Source organism: Pseudoalteromonas rubra (assembly GCF_000967655.1).
In the GTDB taxonomy this organism is placed as follows: Bacteria; Pseudomonadota; Gammaproteobacteria; order Enterobacterales; family Alteromonadaceae; genus Pseudoalteromonas; species Pseudoalteromonas rubra_A.
Map to the genome: position 1 here is coordinate 1 of NZ_JXYA01000057.1, position 22,022 is coordinate 22,022.

At 51.9% G+C, this 22,022-nt stretch carries 21 protein-coding genes and 5 tRNA genes; 9 read left to right on the forward strand and 17 right to left on the reverse strand.

The window, feature by feature from the left end:
* Nucleotides 1–54: 54 nt before the first annotated feature.
* The 7 genes from TW77_RS20520 to dnaQ form a co-directional block, all read right to left on the reverse strand.
* A tRNA-Asp gene (locus TW77_RS20520) sits at nucleotides 55–131 on the reverse strand.
* Nucleotides 132–218: 87 nt separating this feature from the next.
* A tRNA-Asp gene (locus tag TW77_RS20525) sits at nucleotides 219–295 on the reverse strand.
* 35 nt (nucleotides 296–330) lie between these two features.
* Nucleotides 331–407: transfer RNA gene (locus tag TW77_RS20530), tRNA-Asp, on the reverse strand.
* Nucleotides 408–434: 27 nt separating this feature from the next.
* Nucleotides 435–511, reverse strand: a tRNA-Asp gene (locus TW77_RS20535).
* A gap of 27 nt (nucleotides 512–538) precedes the next feature.
* Nucleotides 539–615, reverse strand: a tRNA-Asp gene (locus TW77_RS20540).
* Nucleotides 616–722: 107 nt separating this feature from the next.
* Complete coding sequence (locus tag TW77_RS20545) at nucleotides 723–2,069, reverse strand: TIGR03503 family protein (protein ID WP_240479527.1); 1,347 nt, start codon at nucleotides 2,067–2,069, stop codon at nucleotides 723–725.
* An 86-nt stretch (nucleotides 2,070–2,155) separates the two neighbouring features.
* The gene (gene dnaQ / locus TW77_RS20550; protein WP_046006842.1) at nucleotides 2,156–2,866 is read right to left on the reverse strand and encodes a DNA polymerase III subunit epsilon; all 711 of its coding nucleotides are present in this window, start codon (nucleotides 2,864–2,866) and stop codon (nucleotides 2,156–2,158) included.
* Nucleotides 2,867–2,935: 69 nt separating this feature from the next.
* Here dnaQ and rnhA point away from each other — a divergent pair, with 69 nt between their 5' ends.
* Nucleotides 2,936–3,403, forward strand: a complete 468-nt coding sequence (rnhA, locus tag TW77_RS20555; protein WP_046006843.1) for a ribonuclease HI — start codon at nucleotides 2,936–2,938, stop codon at nucleotides 3,401–3,403.
* A gap of 4 nt (nucleotides 3,404–3,407) precedes the next feature.
* Here the strand turns inward: rnhA and TW77_RS20560 are convergent, their stop codons facing one another.
* A complete protein-coding gene (locus TW77_RS20560; RefSeq protein WP_046006844.1) occupies nucleotides 3,408–4,160 on the reverse strand; it encodes a class I SAM-dependent methyltransferase in 753 nt (250 codons plus the stop codon).
* 51 nt (nucleotides 4,161–4,211) lie between these two features.
* Between TW77_RS20560 and gloB the strand changes: the two genes are divergently transcribed.
* On the forward strand, nucleotides 4,212–4,991 hold the full coding sequence (gloB, locus tag TW77_RS20565; RefSeq protein WP_046006845.1) for a hydroxyacylglutathione hydrolase: 780 nt from the start codon (nucleotides 4,212–4,214) through the stop codon (nucleotides 4,989–4,991).
* Nucleotides 4,992–5,094: 103 nt separating this feature from the next.
* Nucleotides 5,095–6,657, forward strand: coding sequence for a lytic transglycosylase (locus tag TW77_RS20570; protein WP_046006846.1), 1,563 nt, complete (start codon nucleotides 5,095–5,097; stop codon nucleotides 6,655–6,657).
* Between the two features lie 64 nt (nucleotides 6,658–6,721).
* Here TW77_RS20570 and TW77_RS20575 read toward each other — a convergent pair whose 3' ends face one another.
* Genes TW77_RS20575 through TW77_RS20585 form a run of 3 tightly spaced genes read right to left on the reverse strand, consistent with a single transcriptional unit; the run spans nucleotide 6,722 to nucleotide 8,216 of the window.
* On the reverse strand, nucleotides 6,722–7,165 hold the full coding sequence (locus tag TW77_RS20575) for a flavodoxin domain-containing protein (protein ID WP_046006847.1): 444 nt from the start codon (nucleotides 7,163–7,165) through the stop codon (nucleotides 6,722–6,724).
* Nucleotides 7,165–7,899: a tRNA pseudouridine(65) synthase TruC gene (truC, locus tag TW77_RS20580; RefSeq protein ID WP_046006848.1), complete on the reverse strand. Its 735-nt coding sequence runs from the start codon at nucleotides 7,897–7,899 to the stop codon at nucleotides 7,165–7,167. Before truC ends, TW77_RS20575 begins: the two co-directional genes overlap by 1 nt.
* Complete coding sequence (locus TW77_RS20585; protein ID WP_046006849.1) at nucleotides 7,893–8,216, reverse strand: YqcC family protein; 324 nt, start codon at nucleotides 8,214–8,216, stop codon at nucleotides 7,893–7,895. The genes truC and TW77_RS20585 overlap by 7 nt, the downstream gene beginning before the upstream one ends.
* A gap of 133 nt (nucleotides 8,217–8,349) precedes the next feature.
* On the opposite strand from TW77_RS20585, the gene TW77_RS20590 reads away from it, so the two are divergent.
* Both TW77_RS20590 and TW77_RS20595 read left to right on the forward strand, forming a co-directional pair.
* Nucleotides 8,350–9,381, forward strand: coding sequence for a DUF3549 family protein (locus TW77_RS20590; RefSeq protein WP_046006850.1), 1,032 nt, complete (start codon nucleotides 8,350–8,352; stop codon nucleotides 9,379–9,381).
* A complete protein-coding gene (locus tag TW77_RS20595) occupies nucleotides 9,378–9,680 on the forward strand; it encodes a DUF3301 domain-containing protein (protein ID WP_046006851.1) in 303 nt (100 codons plus the stop codon). The genes TW77_RS20590 and TW77_RS20595 overlap by 4 nt, the downstream gene beginning before the upstream one ends.
* Nucleotides 9,681–11,023: 1,343 nt before the next feature.
* Here the strand turns inward: TW77_RS20595 and TW77_RS20600 are convergent.
* On the reverse strand, nucleotides 11,024–11,680 hold the full coding sequence (locus TW77_RS20600) for a GNAT family N-acetyltransferase (protein ID WP_046006852.1): 657 nt from the start codon (nucleotides 11,678–11,680) through the stop codon (nucleotides 11,024–11,026).
* Nucleotides 11,681–11,785: 105 nt separating this feature from the next.
* Between TW77_RS20600 and TW77_RS20605 the strand changes: the two genes are divergently transcribed.
* From TW77_RS20605 to TW77_RS20615, 3 genes are all read left to right on the forward strand, one after another.
* Nucleotides 11,786–12,013 (forward strand): DUF2789 domain-containing protein, encoded by a 228-nt coding sequence (locus tag TW77_RS20605; RefSeq protein WP_046006853.1) that lies wholly within the window; start codon nucleotides 11,786–11,788, stop codon nucleotides 12,011–12,013.
* 192 nt (nucleotides 12,014–12,205) lie between these two features.
* A complete protein-coding gene (locus TW77_RS20610; protein WP_046006854.1) occupies nucleotides 12,206–12,478 on the forward strand; it encodes a hypothetical protein in 273 nt (90 codons plus the stop codon).
* Between the two features lies 1 nt (nucleotide 12,479).
* Nucleotides 12,480–13,253, forward strand: coding sequence for a Zn-ribbon-containing protein (locus TW77_RS20615; protein ID WP_046006855.1), 774 nt, complete (start codon nucleotides 12,480–12,482; stop codon nucleotides 13,251–13,253).
* Between the two features lie 30 nt (nucleotides 13,254–13,283).
* Here TW77_RS20615 and syd read toward each other — a convergent pair whose 3' ends face one another.
* Nucleotides 13,284–13,829, reverse strand: coding sequence for a SecY-interacting protein (gene syd / locus TW77_RS20620; RefSeq protein WP_046006856.1), 546 nt, complete (start codon nucleotides 13,827–13,829; stop codon nucleotides 13,284–13,286).
* 61 nt (nucleotides 13,830–13,890) lie between these two features.
* On the opposite strand from syd, the gene queF reads away from it, so the two are divergent.
* Complete coding sequence (gene queF / locus TW77_RS20625) at nucleotides 13,891–14,736, forward strand: NADPH-dependent 7-cyano-7-deazaguanine reductase QueF (protein ID WP_046006857.1); 846 nt, start codon at nucleotides 13,891–13,893, stop codon at nucleotides 14,734–14,736.
* Here queF and TW77_RS20630 read toward each other — a convergent pair.
* The 4 genes from TW77_RS20630 to TW77_RS20645 are packed head-to-tail and all read right to left on the reverse strand — an operon-like array spanning nucleotide 14,723 to nucleotide 21,930.
* Nucleotides 14,723–15,646, reverse strand: coding sequence for a peptidylprolyl isomerase (locus tag TW77_RS20630; protein ID WP_046006858.1), 924 nt, complete (start codon nucleotides 15,644–15,646; stop codon nucleotides 14,723–14,725). The genes queF and TW77_RS20630 overlap by 14 nt on opposite strands.
* The gene (locus TW77_RS20635) at nucleotides 15,561–16,478 is read right to left on the reverse strand and encodes a transporter substrate-binding domain-containing protein (protein ID WP_052713293.1); all 918 of its coding nucleotides are present in this window, start codon (nucleotides 16,476–16,478) and stop codon (nucleotides 15,561–15,563) included. Before TW77_RS20635 ends, TW77_RS20630 begins: the two co-directional genes overlap by 86 nt.
* The gene (gene tamB / locus TW77_RS20640; protein WP_046006859.1) at nucleotides 16,478–20,194 is read right to left on the reverse strand and encodes an autotransporter assembly complex protein TamB; all 3,717 of its coding nucleotides are present in this window, start codon (nucleotides 20,192–20,194) and stop codon (nucleotides 16,478–16,480) included. The genes TW77_RS20635 and tamB overlap by 1 nt, the downstream gene beginning before the upstream one ends.
* A complete protein-coding gene (locus TW77_RS20645; protein WP_046006860.1) occupies nucleotides 20,194–21,930 on the reverse strand; it encodes an autotransporter assembly complex protein TamA in 1,737 nt (578 codons plus the stop codon). The genes tamB and TW77_RS20645 overlap by 1 nt, the downstream gene beginning before the upstream one ends.
* Nucleotides 21,931–22,022: the final 92 nt, after the last annotated feature.

Genomic DNA, 22,022 nt, shown 5'->3' on the forward strand with positions numbered 1-22,022 from the left:
AACTGAACTACCACTCCGCAGAGATATAATGCAATTTTTTACTCGTTAAAATGTTGGCGGAGTGGACGGGACTCGAACCCGCGACCCCCGGCGTGACAGGCCGGTATTCTAACCAACTGAACTACCACTCCACGAGTAAATAACGATGTTAGTGACGTCGTTTTGTCATAAACTCAGACTACATTTAACCTGATAATCCAAACTAAACCCTGGCTAGATGGCGGAGTGGACGGGACTCGAACCCGCGACCCCCGGCGTGACAGGCCGGTATTCTAACCAACTGAACTACCACTCCACGGTGGTTTAGCTCGGTGTACTTCTTAAAGGTGTTGGCGGAGTGGACGGGACTCGAACCCGCGACCCCCGGCGTGACAGGCCGGTATTCTAACCAACTGAACTACCACTCCAAAGAAGTACTGCACAGGATAAGCGATTGGCGGAGTGGACGGGACTCGAACCCGCGACCCCCGGCGTGACAGGCCGGTATTCTAACCAACTGAACTACCACTCCAGCGTGCGCTTATAGAGAAAATGTAAATGGCGGAGTGGACGGGACTCGAACCCGCGACCCCCGGCGTGACAGGCCGGTATTCTAACCAACTGAACTACCACTCCGCAGCATCTTGTTCTCTCGCTGTTCAGGTGTGCTCCCTGACAGCGGCGTGAATAATACGAATGCCCCCCTTAAGAGTCAACACCTTTTTTGAAAAAATCGGGGATTTTTAGTCATCCGACATCGAAAGGTTCAAAATATCAGCTGATTTATCATTTTTTGAACTCTGTTTGCCGGACTTTTCTGTATCGTCTTCTAACTCTTCTAAATCTAACTGCTTTTTCTTACCAATAAAGGGCAGACTTATTTTAAGTTTGATGGGCTTTTTCTGTACAAAGATGCGCACTGCCAGCCAACCCAATAGCAGGATCAGCAGATTGCCAACCAGCACAATGGCAACAATGGCCCCGGTACTGAGTCCCGGTTCAGGTTCAGGCACTGTGACCGTACGTTGTGTTGGCCGCTCTGACTCGGGCAATTCAGGTACCTTTTCAATGGGACGTTCTATTTCAAAGTTATAATCTGGCAGGCGGGCCATAAATTCACGACCATTAATGTTTTCGCCAAAGGCTGACAGCTCCACACTATATCTTCCCCAGTCATAGTTCTTAATGGCCAGCTGCCGGTATAAACGTTCCTCACCACTGAGGGTAAACATCTGCTCTTCGCCATTGGGATATAAAATCTTGCCCTGGAAGATCACGGTTTCGGGCTTCACCACCTCTGAGGCCAGCCGGATAGTCAGCTGGTGCTCAAATTCTTCCGGCCCCGCCAGCATCAAGTCAAAAGAAAATGGCGGCTCTGCAATAATAATGGGATCTTTCACAACCCGACGCTTAAGAATGGGAGTTTCTATAAAGAACTCAGGTTGCCACTCGCCGGCAGGGAAGTTGAGCCGGAATTCGCCAGTGAAGATGCCATCAAGCGGGCGCTCATCAAACTCACGGCCATCGTCTTTAAACTCGGCCACACTTTGGGTGCCTGCGCCAAAGTTGGCGTACTGATCATTGTTGGTACTGACAAATTCCACATAGAGGGTGACCACATCGCGGAAATAACCGATATCGACAGGCTGGCCATCATTGGTCACTTGCCCCTGAATTTTCAGCATTTCACCACGGAATATCAAAGGCGGTAAGGGGTCGACTTGTAATTCAATGTCGCCTAATACCATCACGCGGCTGTCCTGGCGGATCTGCCCCAACACCTGCCAGGGACCAGGCATAGGATCCGTCACTATCACCAGGTCATAACTTATTTCGTCATACCATTCGAGTTTTTCTTCCGCGATGGCGTGTGTTGCGTAATACTTACTGCCATCGGGTTTCACCAGCACCACGGCCGGCGTACCGGGAGCACGAAAGAAGAGGAGCGTGATTTTCTTCACATTGTGATCAATGCGAAAGCGATTATCCAGCAGCGGAATTTCATTGATTTTACCGTCACGCTCAAGCAGCGTAATTTGCGGTGTGTCGGCCATCGTCATCGCGCTGAACAACGCGCTATATAGTAACATCAATCCTGCTAAGCCGATCCGCATGCTCGTTTACCCCATATAAATTAATCGTTCTCTTTAGACACTGACCTTGCCCCTGGCAGCCTTTATTGCTGCCACAAACTTTGGCCACTGGCCTTGTTGACCAGCTCCATACGCGCTTCATGGGCGTCCAGCTCATCGGCAGTCGCCATCACCACCTTTAGCGGCGCTCGCTCAGCACTTAACCGGCGAATTCCACCGCCACTGCCCTGCTGAGCCTGCTCATTATGTTGCGCCAGATTGAGCTTCTTCTGGCCGCCCGTCATGGCCAGATAAACATCCGACAGGATCTCGGAATCCAGCAATGCGCCGTGCAGCGTACGCTTAGAGTTATCTATATCATAACGGCGACACAAGGCATCAAGGCTGTTCTTCTGACCCGGATGCAAGTCGCGCGCCATAACCAGCGTATCTAAGACTTCACATACATCATGGGTTTTTGCAAACCCCTGGTTGAGCATAGCAAACTCGTGGTCCATAAAGCCGACGTCGAACGGGGCATTGTGGATCACCAGCTCAGCGCCCTGAATATAGTCGTAGAACTCCTGGGCAATCTGATGGAAAAACGGTTTATCTCGCAAAAACTCGTTGGTAATACCGTGCACGTCTATGGCTTCTTCTTCAATGCCACGTTGTGGATTGATATATACGTGAAAATTATTGCCGGTCAGACGACGATTCACTAACTCCACACAACCGATCTCAATGATCCTGTGACCTTCTTTGGGGTCGATGCCCGTGGTTTCTGTATCCAGTACTATTTGTCTTTTATGCATATCGTCGTTTGCCTAACTTTGCTATGGTTAGCGTCTATTGGAGTATTTTACATAAAAACAGGCGAATTCGTGCAAAAATCCGTAGAGATCTATACCGACGGTTCCTGCTTAGGCAATCCGGGACCCGGCGGCTATGGTGTGTACCTCAGTTATCAGGGTCATGAAAAAACCCTCAGCGCCGGATATCGGCTCACCACTAATAACCGCATGGAGATGCTGGCAGCCATTGTTGCACTCGAAACCCTCAAGCGCCCCTGCCAGGTCATTTTGTATACCGACAGTCAGTATGTGAAACAGGGCATTGAATCCTGGCTGGCAAACTGGAAAAAGCGTAACTGGAAAACTGCCGCCAAAAAGCCGGTTAAAAATGTCGACTTATGGCAGCGCCTGGATACCGCCGTGCAGCGTCATACCGTTGAATGGCGCTGGGTAAAGGGACATGCTGGTAATAAGTACAACGAACTGGTTGACGATCTGGCCCGCGACGCCGCCGGTGGCAGCGACCTGTTAGAAGATACCGGCTACCAGAGCGAGTAGCCGCCTAGCCTTGTTCCTGATTGCGGCTGTGTTTCAGTCGCGCCCCTTTTACTGCTGGCGTCCATTTGGGCCGGGCATGCCATTTAGGTTTAATCGGCGTTAAAGGGGCAACCCGTTTGCGGGCCACCAGCAAATAGACACTGCCCATCGGCTTCATATAATGTCGGCAAAAGCGGCGCCAGGGCGCAAAACGCGATAAACGAGAGCCCCTGGCCAGTGAGGCATGGACAAAACGCTCATCAGCTAGAATTTCAAACCCCAGCAGATCCAGCCAGTCTTTAACCCGCGACGGCGTAAAAAAGCGCCCGGACCAGGGCAGCTTTTCTTTGCTAAAGGGCAACAAATGCGCCAGGCCACACAAGCTAAAGGGGTTAAACCCGCTGATCACAATATACCCACCTGGGATCAAGGTGCGGTGCGCCTCCCGTAAAATATGGTGGGGATCAGAATGATACTCCAGACACTGGCTGAGTATGCAGGCATCTACACTGTGTTCATAAAAAGGTAATTCGTCAATCTCAGCCAGCACTCCAACATGCTCTCCCTCCGGTGCGACGCAGATCTGGTGGCTGATGGGGCTTAAGGATGTGTCGAGCTGGCCGCTCAAACAACCCAGCTTGAGCATATGGTAACCAAACATGCGAGGTAACCAGTTGGCCATTCGCCTTTCAATGCCCGCGCGCACATAATCACCATGTGGAAAATCCTGCCACTGATAGGGCTTGGGCCCCTGCTGAAAACTTAGAGCTGGTTTCATGATACGCACTCGCTATACTAGTTACACCTTCACTTTATAGAGCAATGAGTTATGGCGCAAGTCGCAGTGCAGATCCACCCCATCAAGGCCTTCAGTGACAATTATATCTGGGCAATATGTCCGTCAGATAGCAATCTGATGTGGGTCGTTGACCCGGGACAAAGCGAGCCCGTCATTGAGTTTGCCACGGCAGCGGAAAAACAGTTGGCAGGCGTTTTAGTTACACACTATCACTGGGATCACACCGATGGCATTGCCCCTTTGCGCGCGCATTATGGTGAACTGGCGGTATATGGTCCGCACAATACGCCCTTTAATGGCATTACACACCCTTTGCATGACGGTGATAGGGTGACCATTGCCGGGCTGGACTTTGCTATCATTCACACCCCCGGACACACACTGGATCATATCTGCTACCTGACCCCTAAGCTGGCATTTACCGGTGACACTCTGTTCAGCGCAGGCTGTGGTCGTTTATTTGAGGGCAGCCCGCAGCAAATGTGGCGGTCATTACAACGGCTATCCCAGTTACCTGCGCAATGCCAAATTTACTGCACACATGAGTATACCCAGGCCAATCTGGCGTTTGCCGCTGCAGTCGAACCAGAGAATAAAGACATAACTCAGTGGCAACAATGGGGAGAGCAGCAACGCGCTCAGGCGCAGCCGACATTGCCCACTACAATCGCACGCGAGTTAAGCATCAACCCTTTTATGCGGGCGAACCTGCCACATATGCTAAATACTTTACCGGTTGATATGCAAACCGAGGGAAGTGAAAACTGGCAAAGGTTTGCCGCGCTCAGACAATGGAAGGATAATTTTTAGGCACTGCTTTAATTTTTACAACTAAACAGTTAACATTGACGGGTTTTAGCTGTGGATTTTTCTGCGGCGCCGTACCCTGACCATGGATCAATGACCGAGTTTTATGAAAAAGCCTCTCTTGCTGCTGCTAGTATCAGCACTGCTGAGCGGTTGTCAAACTACGTTCGACAGCCCGACAATTGAACAAGCCGAACAACTGGATCATGCCAGTCCGGCCGAGATCAGCGACACTCTGATGAGTGCCATTCAGGAACCCGTGGAAGCCGATGAGCCACCACCGGTGTTTGACGACGTCTGGGAGCGGATCCGCTATCAGCTGTCTATTGATGTGCCGCAAAACCGTCCTGTGGTCGCAGAGCGTAACTACTATCAGCGCCACCAGGCTTATCTGGATCGTATTTCAAAACGCGCCGAACCTTATCTTTACTATATTGTTGAAGAAGTTGAAAAACGCGAGATGCCGATTGAAATTGCCCTGCTGCCAATCGTAGAAAGCGCCTTCGATCCGTTCGGGTATTCTCACCGCAGCGCATCTGGAATTTGGCAATTTATGCCGCAAACTGGCGAGCGCTTCGATCTCAAACAAAACTGGTGGTACGACGGTCGTCGCGATATCGTTCAGTCAACCCGTGCCGCACTGGATTACCTCACTTACCTGCATAAAACTCTGGAAGGCGACTGGCTCAATGCCATTGCAGCCTACAACTCTGGAGAAGGCCGACTGCTAAAGGCCATTCGTAAGAATCGTAAGAAGCACTTACCGACCGATTTCTGGTCTTTGGACCTGCCACGCGAAACCACTGCCTACGTGCCTAAGCTGCTGGCATTGTCTGACTTGTTAAAGCGTCAGGATGAGTTTAACGTTAAGTGGAACAAGATCATCAATGCCCAGGTGGTTGATAGCGTGGAAGTGGGGTCGCAGATCGACTTGGCGCTGGCGGCTGAAATGGCCGACATATCCCTTACTGAGCTTTATCGCCTGAACCCGGGCTTTAACCGCTGGGCCACCGATCCGAACGGACCACATACCCTGTTGCTGCCGGCAGATAAGATAGACGCATTTAAATCACGCCTTGCCAGTACGCCAATAAAAGATCGTCTGCGCTGGCAATACTACACCGTCGCCCGTGGCGATAGCCTGTCAGTGATCGCCAAAAAGTTTTCCACCAGCACCAGTGCCATTCGCTCGCTCAACAAACTGGATTCGCACATTATCCGGGTGGGTCAGAAGCTACTGGTTCCACTCAGTGACGGCGAACTGCAAAGTGAGCATTTACCGGATGCGGTGCGCAGCGCAGCGAACAAGGCAACGCGCAACAAGAAAACCCACACAGTCACCAGCGGTGATACCCTGTGGGATATCAGCCGTGAGTATGATGTCACTGTCGCGCAACTGGCCAAATGGAATAAACTCAAGGCCAATTCGGTACTCAAGCTTGGCCAGAAGCTCACTATCTACCAAAGCCAAACCACGACTCAACCGGTTGCGAATACCACAGAACGCACCATTACCTATAAGGTACGTAAAGGGGATTCTCTGGCACGGATCGCGGCCAAGTTTAACCTGACCGTCAGTGAAATTGTTAAGTGGAATAAACTTGCTGGTCAGAAGTATCTTCAGCCAGGTCAGAAGTTAAAACTGACTGTTGATGTGAAAAGCTCATAGCCTATTTAGATATAGAAAAGCCGCTGACATCAGCGGCTTTTATACATGATTAGTCGTAAGCTCATCAAAAATGTTGCAGCCACTTTTTCAGCCAGGGGGCAACCGCTTCGTAGGGCTCAAAGTGTTCGCACGCGTCTACATCCAGCCGAGGCTCCGTCACTGTGGCGTTGAGCTCCTGAATTAAAGTATCTATCTGACGCCCGGCACCACAAAAGGTGTCACCGTAACTACTGTCGCCCAGGGCAACAACTCCTACGGTTTTCCCCGTCAGCATGGGAAACTGACTTTGCATTTGCAATATTAAAGGTAGCAGATTATCTGGAATATCGCCTTGTCCGGTGGTCGAAGATATAAACAACAGGTTTTCTGCCCCTTGCACCTGCTCCAGCGTCGGTAGCTCGGCAATGATTGCACTGTGCCCTTGCTGCTCAATATCTTGTTTAACTTCTTCTGCCAGGTTCTCTGCATTGCCAAATACGGAGCCGACAAACAGTGTAATTGATGCCATTATTGGTAGTCCTTTTCGGTGTCTGGCCAGCCCAGCTGTTTGCACAGGTTCAACATACCTTCTCCCAGACTGGCGCGAATGGTGATCGGTTGTTGACTATAAGGATGCAAAAACTTCAGCTCAGTTGCAAACAACATCAGGCGGCGAATGCCAAAATGATCCTGAAAAAAATGGTTCTGCTTGTTATCCCCGTGGTTTACATCACCAATGATGGGGTGGTTAAGGTGGTTAAGATGGCGCCGGATCTGGTGTTTACGACCTGTTTTAGGAAAACACTCCACCAAAGAGTAACGAATGCTGGGGTATTTACCGAGCGGGATATTCAGCGTTGCCTGGTGCAAACAATTGAACTGAGTCTGTGCTTCCTGGGGGGCTTTATCCTGATCCGCGAATTTGTCGGCAATTTTATCCAGCTGTTCTTTCAATGGTTTATCAACATAGACGTCTGCGGGTGCGAAGCCACGAACCAAGGCCAGATAACGCTTTTGTACGGTCCCGTCGATAAATACCTGATTCATATCGCGCGCCGCCTCTGAGCTCAGCGCAAACAACAGAACACCCGAAGTGGGCCGGTCAAGTCGGTGGACAGGGAAGACATGCTGCCCCAGCTGATCTCTGAGCATCTGCATCGCAAACTGCGTTTCATGCTTGTCTAAAAACGAGCGATGAACCAGCAAACCCGATGGCTTATTGACCGCCACATAGTGCTCATCCTGATAAACGATTTCTAACATGGGGCCGACTCCGATACAACTGAGTCTAAGCGCTGTAACACACTGTGCAATGCTTGATAGTCAGGGTGTTGTGCGAAGCTGACTTCTGCCATTGGGGCGATGGCCATATTAGCCGGTAAGGCTGCGCCGCTTTGTATGAGTGCACGCATCTTAACGATAAAAACAAACTGCAACCACTGCTCAAAACGTAACGTATCGCAACAAAATGGCTGCACAGACAATAACGCCTGTGCCGGGACTGGCTTTGCCTGCCAAAGCTCTGCCTCGCGCAGCGTGTGCTCCAGCTCGTCGAGCAATTGCCATACAGGGTGATCCATAGTGCTTCCTCACACAAATACAAAACCCCATTATACCCCATCAAACCCGGGCGTTTGTATCTTTATGGTCACCCTTACCAGTGACCATAAATAACGTTATAATCGCGCCTCAACGCAATAAAGTGAGATGAAAATGACAGCGCAAATTACGACTTTAGGTGAACTACTGACTTCAGCCGGCACGCAATGGCGCGCCTATGATATTGGCCGTCGCATAACCAAAATCGATAAAAAGCAGTTTGCGCAAATCGAAACCACTCAGGTGCCCTACCCTTATCCGCTCGCCGGTCATGCCCTATTGGCTATCCAGTTCTGGGATAACCAGGCGACCCAGGACCCATATGTATGGTTTCTGAAGCTACCGCTGGATGAACAGAGCAAGCTGGTTGCAGCCAGCCGTGACCACTTTGCCTCTATGGTGATTGACGCGTTAGGTACGCAGCTCACCGGCGAAGCGGCGCAAGGCAAACTGGATAACAACCCCTATGTCTATGCGCCTAACGCCAATAAACTGGCCGCGTTTAATGCTTTACTGAAAACTGAACTCAAACGTCCGGCGTCACAATATTACGAATATGCCGAACTGTATTTTGCACAAAAGCTGGGGCTGGATCAGTGGCAAAACCTGGCGGTACAGGGCCTGGCCGACTTTGCCATGCGTCTGGAGCACGGCAGCAATCGTGATAATTTGAAAGCCTGCTGGTCACACCTTCCCGCACAAGTGCAATCTCCTTTGGCTGCCATGCTGGAGCACGTGGCCATTGGCGTTGAGCTGACCGAGCACTTGCTTAGCGGCCTGAAAACAGCAGTAGAAAGCGAAGATCTGACAGCCAGCATAAATCACCTCAGAGCCTTATCTGGCAGCCATAGTCTGGGGCTGATTGCTGAGGCCGTAGACACCATTCTGGATTCTCCACTCGCTACGCAGGCTGATCTGCAACTGACCATTACAGGACGTTGCTGGGAGACACTGACCGACTCATCAAGGCTTATCAAACTGATGGATTGTGCCGCTCACAACACGGAAGTGGACGGCTTATTTGAAAGCATTTTCGCCGATCTGGTTGCAATTCCAACACTGCGCCCACATGTATTAGCTCTACTTAGAACAGAAAATCGCAGTGAAACACTGTCCAGAGCAATAGGCAGGCTATTTAAACGATGATCACTCTTTGGCTTTTTATTCTTATCGGCGCAGTCATTGCGTTCTTTTGGTTTGGCCGCCAGATAGCAGAAGCGGCACAACAGCATGCGGTTGGACAAGCTGAAAAGCTCAATGTCCAGCTACTCAGTGTCGCCTGTGTTAAACGCAGGCTCGCAGTGCTGAGTAATGGCAGGCTGGGAATAAAAAGTCAATTTGCCTTTGAGTTCAGCTCAGATCAGCAAAGTGCCTATACCGGCACTATGCACCTTGAAAACCTGCGCCTTAAAAAGATGGATATTCCGCCGCACCGAATGGGCTGATGTTACAGCGCTGCTCATGCAACAGTAATTGACCATTTGAGTTGATGTGTTAGGTGAACTTAAGGTGTGATAGTAAAGAGTACTGTGTGGTGACTTAAACAAAAAAACCAAGGCGTAACCCTTGCGCTACGCCCCAATCTGACGAATTTCCTGGGAGGTATCCGATACCTCTGCCTACAACAAACTAGCAAGCCGCCAAGCTTCATCATCCCCTGAACGGGTATACATCCTGACACACCCGATCTTCTTCCCTGACTTCATCCGATAGGTTACATCCTGTAGATATCCTTACCGCATCCAAGCACATCCTTTGTCGGCCGATGTGAACTGTTTCGCACCTGTCGACGTGTCTTCCCTATTCCTTTTATAAACAACGCCCTTTTGTGTCCTGAGCCATCCTGACTCTATCCACTTCGCTTATCCTAAGCGCTCCTGACCTTCCTTTGGTTCACATCGTCCTGATGTTATTTGAGCCATCCTGACTCTATCCTCTTCGCTTTTCCTAAGCGCTCCCGACATTTCCTTGTTTAACATCGTCCTGATGTTGCCTGAGCCATCCTGACTCTATCCACTTCGCTTATCCTAAGCGCTCCTGACCTTCCTTTGGTTCACATCGTCCAGATGTTGTCTGAGCCATCCTGACTCTATCCCCTTCGCTTATCCCAAGCGCTCCTGACCTTCCTTTGGTTAACATCGTCCTGATGCTGCCTGAGCCATCCTGACTCTATCCACTTCGCTTTTCCTAAGCGCTCCTGACCTTCCTTTGGTTAACATCGTCCTGATGCTGCCTGAGCCATCCTGACTCTATCCACTTCGCTTTTCCTAAGCGCTCCCGACCTTCCTTTGCTTAACATCGTCCTGATGTTGTCTGAGCCATCCTGACTCTGTCCACTTCGCTTATCCCAAGCGCTCCTGACTTTCCTTTGGTTCACATCGTCCTGATGTTGTCTGAGCCATCCTGACTCTGTCCACTTCGCTTTTCCTAAGCGCTCCTGACCTTCCTTTGTTTAACATCGTCCTGATGTTGTCTGAGCCATCCTGACTCTATCCACTTCACTTTTCCTAAGCGCTCCTGACCGTCCTTTGGGTAACATCATCCTGATGTTATCCGAGCCATCCTGACTCTGTCCGCTTCACCTCTTCCTGGCGCTGGTGTCCTTCCGTCCTTGAACATGATTAAGTTTACGCAATCCTGGACAATGAAAAAGGCGCTTTTTCGCATGTTTTTTTCGTCATTTACATGAAACAATAAAAAACTCATTACCATTCATAGTGTTAATTGTTTTTAGGGGTTAAAACAGCAGGTCTAAAACGCCTTCACCTACAACCTTGTGAGAAAAGTCTCACAGGCTTTTTTCCATAATGGCTGCTCGAGTTTTAAACAGCAGTTCGCCCTGAACTGACTTGAAGGTTAAAACCTGAAATTTTTCATAGCCATGCTGGCGAAAAAAGGCGTTCTGATCCGCCTCTGAAACAAACACGCCAAGGCCACTGGCGATGGGGTTTTCTTTTACCAGCTCATCCAGCGCATCCAATAAATGGTGCCCCAGCCCCTGGCCCTGGTAATGCGGCTCAACGGCGATAAAAGACAAAAAATAATAATGCCCCTGATCCGCCAGGGCTTCACGAATGGTTTTTTCTTTGTCTATTAACTGCTGTGTTTGCAGGTATCCGGCGCTCATCATTAATCGTAAACGCCAGTCCCAGCGTCGCGAGGCCTGTAACTCAGTTTGCGCTTCAAACACACACGCAATCGCGAGCAGAGACTGCGCCTGATACAGTCCAATCAAGGGCTGAGCTGACTGACCAAAGCACGACAGCTCCTCACGGATCAATGCACGCAGACGTGATTCATAAGTCTGCGCATCCGAGCCTCCCAGCACATCTTTAAATAACTTATCATCATGGTAGGCCCTGTATAACAGACTGGCAGCTACGGTACTGTCTTCGGGGAGTAAGTGTTTAACGGTTAGTTGTGCGCTGGATGCCGGGTTAGTCATGGCGATTCCTTGTCTTGTTGTTGTGATTATCCGACGAAATTTGCTTGGTCGGTGTGCTAAATCTACTATAGTTATAGCGCACTATTTAAACAATAAGAGGGGCATATGGATACCAGCGCACATAATTTGAAAAACTTATTCGCTCAGCTCGGGTTAGACAACAGTGAGGCCAGTATGGAAGCTTTTTTCGCTCAGCACAGCCTGCCCAGTGATATGCTGCTAGCAGAAGCGCCATTTTGGAATGAAGGGCAAAAACACTTTATTGAAGAATCACTTAGAGAGGATGCTGACTGGAGTGAAGTCATCGACGAGCTTGATGCGCGATTGCGTTAAGGGACCCGCAACGAGAAGGTAGTGCGCGAGCGTATGCGGTAAAATGCCCGTTACGTCTGCTCCTTACCTGCTAGTCGTGCGTAGTGCCTGCGTTCACGCCGCCATTTGCACAGCGGGGCCAGGTTTTACTGGTGATGTTCCTGCGGCTAAGGTGTTACAATGCAGTGAGTTTTATTTTCCAGAGGCCGCTATATGCATCCCGCTGTTTTGAACGCAATTGCCGCACTCGTTGCGCAAGGCAAAACCCCCACCGTTGCCACCACCAAAGCCAAACTGGCAGAGCCTGTCGCCATGCCCCTGATCATTGCGGGACTGACGGCGTACAAAAACAATCCGGATCTGTTATCAACACTTGAACAACAAACTGAGCAGGCCGCGCAGCCAAGCCAGGAAACGGACCAAACTCAGCTGGACCGCATTGAGGCTAAGCTGGACAAACTACTCGCCCTGCTGGAGTCTCGCTGATATGTTTGTGGTTGATCTTACTTTTGACTGTTACCAGGACACCACGCTGGAACTGGCCGAGCAGGCCATTAACCGGCTGGTCAATGCCTTGCGTTTTAATGGCCAAATCATCGGTGATGAATTTCCCACCGTGCTGAAAGAGGGGTTTTTTATCACCCGGGTGATGTGTCCACTTGAAGACTCTTTGCATCCGCTACATCACAGCCCTTTTGTCAAACATGCCATTGAGCAACTGCAACAGGCAGGATTATTGGCCCCAAAAGTAAAAGTGATTGGTCAGGATATTCACGCCAATGGTGCCGATCAGTGTCAATCTCCGTCCAGCTTTATTCTTTACACCACTTATGTGCATACCTGCAGCCCGCTCTATTGCGGTGATGATTTTCAGCCGGTTCCGCTATACACCATTCCGGCGATCGCCAACGGGGACTACAAGGCATTAATCAAATGGCAGGAAGACTGGCAGGCCTGTGATCAGATCCAGATCAATGGCGCCACGCGCTGCGAGTTTGCCGCCCTGAACGAGTTGACCAGCCTGGACAGCGATCTGACCCGGCGGGGGCTGGACCTGAGTAAACGGATCCGTTATCTCACCAAAAAACCCGTATATTACTACCTGTACCGGGTTGGTGGTGAGAGTCTGGCACAGGAAAAGGCGCGTAAGTGCCCGGGATGCGGTGAGCACTGGGCATTGGATGAACCCTGGTTTGGGATTTTCGACTTTAAGTGTGATACCTGTGAGCTGGTCTCTAATATTTCCTGGGACTTTCAATAAGGGGTGATGAGGCCATCACCCGGCAGGTCTTTAAAACTGTGTCGTTAATTGGCTCAGGAATACGCTCAGGCTCGGCGCCAGCACGGAATGTGGTGCCTTACCGACACGCTCAAGGCACACTTCTCCGCTGCTCAGCTGCACAGTGATCAGCACATCTTCCTGTGCAGTCAGGCCAATAAAAACGGTATCAGCTTGCTTCAGGCGGCGCTTCATCAGTACATGGCCTGTGATATTCTGCTGCAAACGCTCAAAGTCCTCTTCATTCCAGGCCTGCAACAACTCAACTTCTTCTCCCTCCAGCATAAGCAGAATATTGCCGCCATAAGCCGAGCCGTAAAAGTCATTCAGCTCAGCGCTAAATTGGGTGTCCAGTGCACTGGCCAGCGCATTCAAGTCACCGCCCGGCGTTCTTGGTACTGCCTGCCAGGCTATCAGGCCATCCCCCCTTGGCTCACCGGTCTCACAGGGGCTGGGCCATTGTTCGTCATGTTGGATCAGTGGCCAGTGGCCCTGGGATTGCTGCACCGAGTTGGCAAATTTTTCGTGAAGTTCGAGGATCAAAGTGCGCACGCTCATACTGCTATTCTCGCTCATTATTCGCTATAATCGCTGTCATTGTAACTACTAATGGATCAACATGACAGACTACAATAACGCCCCGGAGTTAAAAGCTTCTGTGCTGGGTAAAACCACAGAATACGCCAGTCAGTATGACCCCAGCCTGCTGCACCCTATCGCCCGTAAACTCAACCGCGATCAGATAGCCGTAGACGAGCAGGCATTGCCGTTTTTTGGTGAAGACATCTGGCACGGCTATGAGTTGTCCTGGCTGAATTCAAAAGGCAAACCTCAGGTGGCAATCGCGCGATTTGTGTTCCCTTGTCAGAGCAGCCACATTATCGAATCCAAGTCCTTTAAGCTCTATCTGAATAGTTTTAATCAGAGCAAGTTTGACAGCTTTGATGCCGTACGCGATGCCTTGCAACAAGACCTATCCGCAGCAGCCCAATGCGACGTGGCAGTGACGCTGTATGGCCCCGACGACCATGATTGCCTGCCATTTTCAGCGCTGCCGGGCGATTGTATCGATGAGTTAGATATCACAGTAGATGATTACAGCCCGCGCGATGGCCTGCTGGCGCTGCAAAGCGACGAGCCGGTCAGTGAAACCCTGCACAGCCACTTGCTTAAGTCGAACTGCCTGATCACCTCACAGCCAGACTGGGCCAGTATCGTGATCCGTTATGAGGGCGCGAAAATCTGCCGGGAGTCATTACTGCGTTACCTGATCTCATTTCGCGATCATAACGAGTTTCACGAGCAGTGTGTTGAGCGCATTTACTGCGACCTGCTGCGCGCGCTCAACCCCAGTAAGCTGGAAGTATACGCCCGTTATACCCGCCGTGGCGGCCTGGATATCAATCCATTTCGCTCCAGCGAGCAAAATCAGACCGCCTTCAACGTGCGGATCAATCGCCAGTAAAGGCTTGTACCGGCACGTTAATGGCGCACACATCGGTGTGATTGGCCTGGTGTAAAAACCAGGCTTCCGGGCGGTTTTTACGCGCCGCAATCAAGGCCCGAAAAGCCCGGCTTTCGGTGTTAAATACCCGAAAACGCTGTTTATCCGTCTTCTCGATGTCCGCCAGTACCTCAACCGCCAGAATAGGATTAAAAGGCAGGTTAACTTGGGGCTGTCGGTGCAATCGCTGCACATGCTCCATCCCCGCTAACACCCGGCCAAAAACCGTGGTATTTAAATCCAGATAACGCTGTCCGCTGAGCGTAAAATAGAACTCAGTCCCGCCGCTGTCGGCGTCATTCTGCCGTGCCATGGCAAACGCACCGGGGCAATGAGTCTGCCAGGTGCGTGTCCCTTCGTCGTTCTGCGCCACAGCAAATCCGTGTAAAAATCCACTACGTGGTGCATATCCGTCGACCAGATTTAAGCCCGTGATCTCCAAAGGCTTGGCCGTTTCCAGATAAAACTCGCCAGGGATGGTTTTTTTACCATTGACAGGGCGCTTCTCGTCACTTTGGTCTCCACCTTGTGCGACAAAGCCTTCAACAAAGCGGTATATCGACAACCCCTGATAAAAGCCTTCCCGTGCCAGCGCTTTGATATTGCTCACGTGTCCCGGTGCAAGCTCAGGATTAAGCTCAACATAAACCGGGCCGCCTGGCAAGGTGATTTTAAGAATGTGCTCCGGCTCGACAGTGCGCCACTCCGTCTCGCTGGCCTGTGCAATGATGTCAGCGGGAGCAAGGCCAGTTAACGCTGAGGATACCTTATCAGTACTGGCCTGTTCAGGGCTTGACTGGCAAGCAGTGAGGGTGAGGAGCAACATGGCTGCCATGCTCAGTCTGGTTGGTTTGCGTGTTATTATTGTCATTGTATTTTCCTGGTTGATACCACAGTTCGCTCCGTGACAACGGCGTCTCGGCAGGCAAAGTCGGATTTGGTAAGTTCAGTCGTGTGCGCCCGGCCAGGTCCAGCTGTTCAAGCTGCCTTGCAAAGTGGCGGCGAAACAGCCACTCGAAACAGCCATCAGCAATTGCCTGCTCAAGGCCTTTTTGCAATAACGCGTGGAGCTGGGTATTGGCTTTATCAACAAACAGATAGACGGCAGACGGGTAATGGATCAGCAGCTGGGGTTGCACCATGATATCGCTGCGCGACGAAAAATCGCCCGCGGCCAGTATGTCCAGTGGCACCACATCCAGGCGCTTGCTGCTGAGCATACTCATCGCTTTTTCGGTGTCGTGAAATGCCACAACCTGCAACCCATTAAGTTCAAAGACCTCTCGGTCGGGCCAGTCGTGGCGCAGCCCAAACAACACAGGCTGTAACTGCCCCCAATGCTTAATATCGACAAAATCGGCGGCCCGGCTGGCTGCAATAAACAACACCCGATATCCCAGCAGGCCTTTTACCAGAGGAATACGCACGGCCAGCGCCTGCTGCTCACGTGCCCGACTGGTGACCGACCAAAACACATCAATGCCCGACGGTTTGCCAAGCAATCGCACGGCCCGACTTTGCGTTGGGATCCCGGCGACCGGCTTTAATATCACCGGTCGGGACTGATAAGACAGCGCCAGCTCAAGCAGCTGTGTCACATAGGGATCGGCACCAGCAGTCACCCGGATCTCCAGCGGCTGAGGTTTAGCCGCTGCCACAGCGCCCGAGGCACACAGCATTAGTAGCAACAAAAAGCGGCGCATTATTCGTCCCAGTCAAACTTGTAAAGCAAGTCAATACTCTTATACAAACCGCTGGTGGCTTCAATATAAAACTTTGAAAAAATCCGATAGCGCACCGCCACCTCACTGAGCGACGCAAACACCCCAACCCGGTAACTGACCTGAACACTGGGTGTCAGATAACCTGATACTTCAACCTGAGTGTCATCACCGCTGCCCTTGGCCGCCAGATTCACATCCTGGAACCCTATCGTCTCGCCTGCTTTGGCAAAGTAACCCTTACTGCGGTCTATACTCTGCGACAACAGAAACTGGGCCAGCATGGTATTGTTGTTACTTTCGCCCTCACCCAGCGGCTGGCCATTAAGCAGGTAAGCCAGTGCCTGGGCCTGATCCATCGCAGGCTGCGAATAAATCACCAGCTCAGGGCTGCGAATACTGCCTTTCACTTCGACACCCGCAATCACCCCATCCGCGGTGGTATCCGGGTTACGGATGGCCCGCACATTGATATAGGGCTTGTCCAGCGGGCCATTAAAGCCCAGCTGACCCGTCTCAATACTCAGGTCCTGGCCAAAGGCTTTATACTGACCCTCTCTGAGGTTGATCTCGCCACTGGCCAACAGGGCCGAAGCAAGCTGCTTTTCCAAAGACAGTTCACCTGTCAGGTAAGCATCCAGTCCCATCGCCTTGACCCTGACGTCATCCAGCAAACGCACATCCAGGTCAAGACGATAGTCCATCATCTGGTTTGGCTGAGTGACGCTGGCGCTATCCACTATCACCTGATCGTCACTAACGGCGACCACCCCTTGCGGTAATTCGGCAATTTCAATCCGCCCGTAAGGAACAGTCACCGCGCCGGTGACTTCGCCATACTGGCCGTTATAACGCAGTGACAGATCCGGGGAGATGTCCAGCTCTATGCCCGGCTGTGGCATCAGTGTCAGTCGCTCACCATTGAGTTTGAGCGCCGCAACCATAGATGACTGCCAGTCAAGCTCACCACTGAGTGCAACCTGACCTCTAGGTGTGGTGCTCAGTTGACCGGTTAGCTGAGCCCGCTGGCCTTGCAGTTGCACGTCCAGGTCCAGGTCGCTAATGGCGACGGGTATTTCACTGGCCTTGAGCTGAATATCTGTGGCGCTGAGCTGGCCACTGAGCTGCGGCTGAGCCAGCGCACCGTCAATGTTAACCTGACCGGCAATGGTGCCACCCAGCTCCAGATCTGGCCATAATAAGCGCCGTAACAGCGGGCGGAATTTACCAAGCTCGATGCCGGCTATGTTGACAAAACCGCGCATAGTCTGAGGCTCGGCCTGTAGTGGCATAGCCAGCTCACCATTAAAGTGCCCTAGTTTTCTGAGCGCCAGCTGCCAGTCTGCTTTGGCCTGCTGCGCATCACTATTCAGTGCCAGTGAAAAGTTTTCAATTTCAAGCGGTAACGTCGGGGCAACGTTATCTTCGTTGTCGCTGAGCTGCTCTGCCGCGGCACCATAGAGGGTAACCTGAGCGTCCGACATCGCCAGTTTGCCATCCAGCGCCTGTAACTGGCCCTGCGACCAGGCTGCGCTGGCACTGGCCGATAACCGACCTTGCAGGTTCGCCAGGTCGCTAAGTAGCGGATTAAAATGCGTCAGATCCAATTCTTGCACCTCAACGCTGGCCTGGCCCTGAGTGCCATGCTGCGCTGCAAAACAGATCTGCCCGGGTGACAGTGTCCAGCACTGGCGAGCCACTTGCACCTGAGCGGCTTTGACGGTAAGCGCCGCCGGGGACACCAACGCCAGCTCACTGCCTTTCAGGCTCAAGCGTCCGGCATCCAGCTGACCTGCCCAGGCTTGCTGAGCATACTGACCACTCAGGGTCAGCTCGACGCTGCCATCAGTATTGTCGGCCTGTACGTTCAGCTGATGCAGGCTTTGATCGCCCTGCGCTGTGACGCTGAGATCCGTTGCGCTCAACTCACCCACGCTCACCGCAGACAAAGACAAGGAAAGATCGGTCAGCCAGTTTCGGGCCATATCCAGACTCAGTGCCAGTGTGCCGCTATCGATCGACGTATCCTGATAACCCAGTTTGCCAAGCTGGCTGTTGAGCGTCAGTTTTGGGTTATCAACCGGCCCGCTTGCAGTGAACTGCCCGGATAACTGAATATCCGCCGGCAACAGTGCATTATGCTGATGCGCAAGTTGCAACTCGCCTTGTAAGTCCAGTTGCTGGTCAGCGGTGCCAGACACAGTGATCTGGCTCTGCCCATAACTGAGCCGGGCAGCCTGGAGTTCACCATGTAAGTTACTGTTCACTTTTCCCTTAGCGACCAGCTGCAGTGGCAAGGCAGCCAGTTGCCCGCTAAGGGTCAACTCGTTAACCTGTGCCTGCCACTGGTTACCATGCTGCTCAAATTCAAGTTGATAAGCGCCCGACAGCTGAGTCTCATCGAGCGCCAGCCAGGCACCTAAGGGCAATGCATGCAGCTTGCCCTGAAGCTGGCTGCGGATCCCATCTTGCCAACTTACCTGAGCGCTCAGTTGGGTATGCGCTTCTCCCAGCCCCAGTGCGGCTTTTTGCAGCGTCAATGCGCTAAGACCACCGCTGGCAGCCAGTTGCACCGTGAGCTGATTATCCGCCAGCGCCAGCTGCTCGCTCAGCGTCACGTCGGCATTGGCAGTAAGCTGATAGTCATCTGCCGTGCCTGCTGCGCTGAGCGTTAGGAGTTGTAACCTGTGCTGTGCGCCAAGTTCGGATTGTTCAGCGCGCACATCCAGTGAGAATGGCCAGTTTGGCTGCGCCGGACTCACACTTAAAGCAACTTTACCCTGTGCATTACCGGCAACCGTGGCTGCCAGCTCAAGTTGCCTGAGATCGCCGCTGAACGTCAGGTTACTCTGGTAATCGGGGTGCTGATAATCAAGTGCCCCCGACACTGCCCAGTTGCTAAGGTCTGCCTGCGCTGTGAGCGCCAGCTGATGGGCAAGATAAGCCAGTGACAAATGACGTACCGACAATCTGGACTGTCTGGCATCTGCACTAAGCTGAAGCTGCGTCAATGTCTGGCTGTCTCCCTCATAGGGATGATAACCCAGCTCCGTCACAGTGAGTTGTTCAAGTTTAACGGCCATGGGGAGCTGTACGGCGGGCAGCGCCAATGCCGGAATTTCTGTCGGCATTGCAAAAGGCTCAGCAGGCGCCGGCGCTTTAGTTTGTCGGACCTGCACGCTGCGCAGCGCAAGCTTGCTAACCTGAATGCCCTGCTCATTAGCACTGGCTGCCAGCGCCAGCTTAGTCAGGCTGATCTGGTGCCCGGCGACCTTGATGTCTGCCCCACCCACACGGAGCTGCTTAATGGCGATAGAGAAAGGCACTGACAAAGGGGCTGCCTCCGCGGCAGGCTCTGGTTGTGCTGGCACAGCTGACTCACTGTCCTGCTCTGCCAGATGCAGCGTTATTTTGTCGGCACTGCCAGACAGGCACACAGTGGCACAGCTAAACCAATCCAGTGACAAGCTCATCCGGCGCGCACCAAAGCTCAGCTGCTCATGCTCATAGCGAATATCCAGCACGGCATTGGATAACAGACGCGCCTGAGGCGAGCTTACCTGCAACCCCGCTACACTGTGATTGGCCACCCACACAATAAGCTGGTGACCGGGTAGGGTAAACAACAGACAAAAGACGGTTACAAACACGCCTGCAACGGCATAGCTAATTCGGCGCAGCCAGGTTTTCAGTCCCATTACATCTCCGGTCCAATTACAATACTTAAACGCGTGCTTTTGCTGTCTTTACTCAGCCCCCAGGCGTGATCAAGCCGGATAGGCCCGACCGGCGTCAGATAACGCAATCCAAACCCCGCCCCCACGGCCCACTTGTCTTTAAAATCATCCGTAGCCGTCCCGGTATCCACAAACAGGGCAACACGCCAGTTGGGTAAGAACTGATAATTATACTCGCTGCTGGCGGTCGCAAGATATTTACCTCCAAGCAGGTTTCCCTCTTCATCGCGCGGTGCCACAGACTGATAGGCAAAGCCGCGTACACTCTGATCGCCACCGGCGAAAAAGCGCATATTAAAAGGCACGGCCGAGATATCATCCGTGACAATGGCACCGGCTTCCAGGCGTGTCAGAAAGAAGTGTCGCTGCTGCAGATTACGCAGCCAGGCATTTTTCCATCGCACCTTAAGTAAAGACGTGGAAGAGATGACTGAATCGCTGGCCAGCTCAATCGAGATCAACCGCTCATTGCCCCAGTAAGGCAGCATGCCACCCTGACTTTGCTTTTTCGCATAGCTGATCCCCGGAATAAGCATTTCGGTCTTGAGTGTCTCACCTCCCTGCTCACTGGTTTCATGCTCTCGCTTTAAAAACGCGGTACGAACCCAGTTACCGGACGTCAGCCATTGACGCTGAACCTGAATGTTCCAGGTCTTAGTATCGACCCCTTCAGTGAGGTCGTCCTGTAGCTGATAACCCCCTAAGATGCGAAATACATCGCTGTTTGGGTCGTCCACCGGAATGGTATACGCTGCACTGATATCCTGCTGACGCTGCGACACATTGAGATCTGAGGTCATCGAATGCCCGCCCTGGGTGATCCAGGGTTTGCTCCATTTAAAGCGCGCCTTTGCCCCTAAATCCGTGCTGTATCCTCCGCCCACTTCATAGCTGTTGGCCGGCTTGTCGACCAGCTCAACACGAATAGGTACCTCGCCGTTTTGTCTGGCTTTGAGTAGCGGATAAACGCGCACACTCTGAAAATACGGCGTTTCATTGAGCGTCAGGTTATATTGCGACAACTTTTCTGCGGCATATAACTCACCCGGCTGAAATGGGCTCAGCGCTTGTGCAAAGGCAATCGCCTTAGACTGCGTTGATAATCGTAACGCGCCAAAGCGATAACGCTGGCCCGCCGATAACACTAAGGTCGCAGAAACCTGTTGCTGTGCTTTATCCACACTAAGCTGTTTTTTTAGCCACTGAAAATCAAAGTAACCCAGCTCCAGCAACAAACTTTCGATCTGCGCTTTGGTGGCTTCATAGCGGTCATGCCTGACTTGCTCGCCAACCTGGATAGCCCCGCTCAGCAAACGGGTACGCAGTGCCGCATCATCAATGCCCTGCAGGGAGATTTCGACTTGCTCCCAGCGCCAGGCATCACCCGGGTTAAGCTCCAGAGTCACGCGGCGCGTCTGAGCGTCAAAAGCCAGGGAAAGCGTATGGTCATAATATCCCAGTGCCTGCAACGCCTTGATCACGTCTTTATCAATGAGTTTTTTCCTGCGCGGCGTGAATGGCTTGCCTACATATGAAGCTAAAAAGCGCATCACATTGTCACGAGCTTCATCCGTTAATTCAATGCTGTCTGACGCACTGTGGATGGTAAACTCTGTGATACCAGATGGCGGATTGGCCCAGGACTGAAATGAAAAAAGCAGCGCAACAAGGATGGCACTAAACGCAGATAAACGCACTAAATAACCCTATAATTCACATTGGCATTATCATACCACAGCAAGATAACACTGACATGGCGAGAAGCACCTTGGCAGTGGGTTATTTTTAT

Excerpts from the sequence above, each read along its gene's own strand:
- TW77_RS20560 (WP_046006844.1), bottom strand. The coding sequence starts at position 4,160 with ATGAAACCAGCTCTAAGTTTTCAGCAGGGGCCCAAGCCCTATCAGTGG.
- TW77_RS20610 (WP_046006854.1), top strand. The coding sequence starts at position 12,206 with ATGCATCCCGCTGTTTTGAACGCAATTGCCGCACTCGTTGCGCAAGGC.
- tamB (WP_046006859.1), bottom strand. The coding sequence starts at position 20,194 with ATGGGACTGAAAACCTGGCTGCGCCGAATTAGCTATGCCGTTGCAGGC.
- dnaQ (WP_046006842.1), bottom strand. The coding sequence starts at position 2,866 with ATGCATAAAAGACAAATAGTACTGGATACAGAAACCACGGGCATCGAC.
- TW77_RS20590 (WP_046006850.1), top strand. The coding sequence starts at position 8,350 with ATGACAGCGCAAATTACGACTTTAGGTGAACTACTGACTTCAGCCGGC.
- TW77_RS20630 (WP_046006858.1), bottom strand. The coding sequence starts at position 15,646 with ATGACAATAATAACACGCAAACCAACCAGACTGAGCATGGCAGCCATG.
- TW77_RS20575 (WP_046006847.1), bottom strand. The coding sequence starts at position 7,165 with ATGGCATCAATTACACTGTTTGTCGGCTCCGTATTTGGCAATGCAGAG.
- truC (WP_046006848.1), bottom strand. The coding sequence starts at position 7,899 with ATGTTAGAAATCGTTTATCAGGATGAGCACTATGTGGCGGTCAATAAG.
- TW77_RS20635 (WP_052713293.1), bottom strand. The coding sequence starts at position 16,478 with ATGCGCCGCTTTTTGTTGCTACTAATGCTGTGTGCCTCGGGCGCTGTG.
- TW77_RS20570 (WP_046006846.1), top strand. The coding sequence starts at position 5,095 with ATGAAAAAGCCTCTCTTGCTGCTGCTAGTATCAGCACTGCTGAGCGGT.
- queF (WP_046006857.1), top strand. The coding sequence starts at position 13,891 with ATGACAGACTACAATAACGCCCCGGAGTTAAAAGCTTCTGTGCTGGGT.
- TW77_RS20615 (WP_046006855.1), top strand. The coding sequence starts at position 12,480 with ATGTTTGTGGTTGATCTTACTTTTGACTGTTACCAGGACACCACGCTG.
- gloB (WP_046006845.1), top strand. The coding sequence starts at position 4,212 with ATGGCGCAAGTCGCAGTGCAGATCCACCCCATCAAGGCCTTCAGTGAC.
- TW77_RS20595 (WP_046006851.1), top strand. The coding sequence starts at position 9,378 with ATGATCACTCTTTGGCTTTTTATTCTTATCGGCGCAGTCATTGCGTTC.
- TW77_RS20545 (WP_240479527.1), bottom strand. The coding sequence starts at position 2,069 with ATGTTACTATATAGCGCGTTGTTCAGCGCGATGACGATGGCCGACACA.
- TW77_RS20600 (WP_046006852.1), bottom strand. The coding sequence starts at position 11,680 with ATGACTAACCCGGCATCCAGCGCACAACTAACCGTTAAACACTTACTC.
- TW77_RS20585 (WP_046006849.1), bottom strand. The coding sequence starts at position 8,216 with ATGGATCACCCTGTATGGCAATTGCTCGACGAGCTGGAGCACACGCTG.
- syd (WP_046006856.1), bottom strand. The coding sequence starts at position 13,829 with ATGAGCGTGCGCACTTTGATCCTCGAACTTCACGAAAAATTTGCCAAC.
- TW77_RS20605 (WP_046006853.1), top strand. The coding sequence starts at position 11,786 with ATGGATACCAGCGCACATAATTTGAAAAACTTATTCGCTCAGCTCGGG.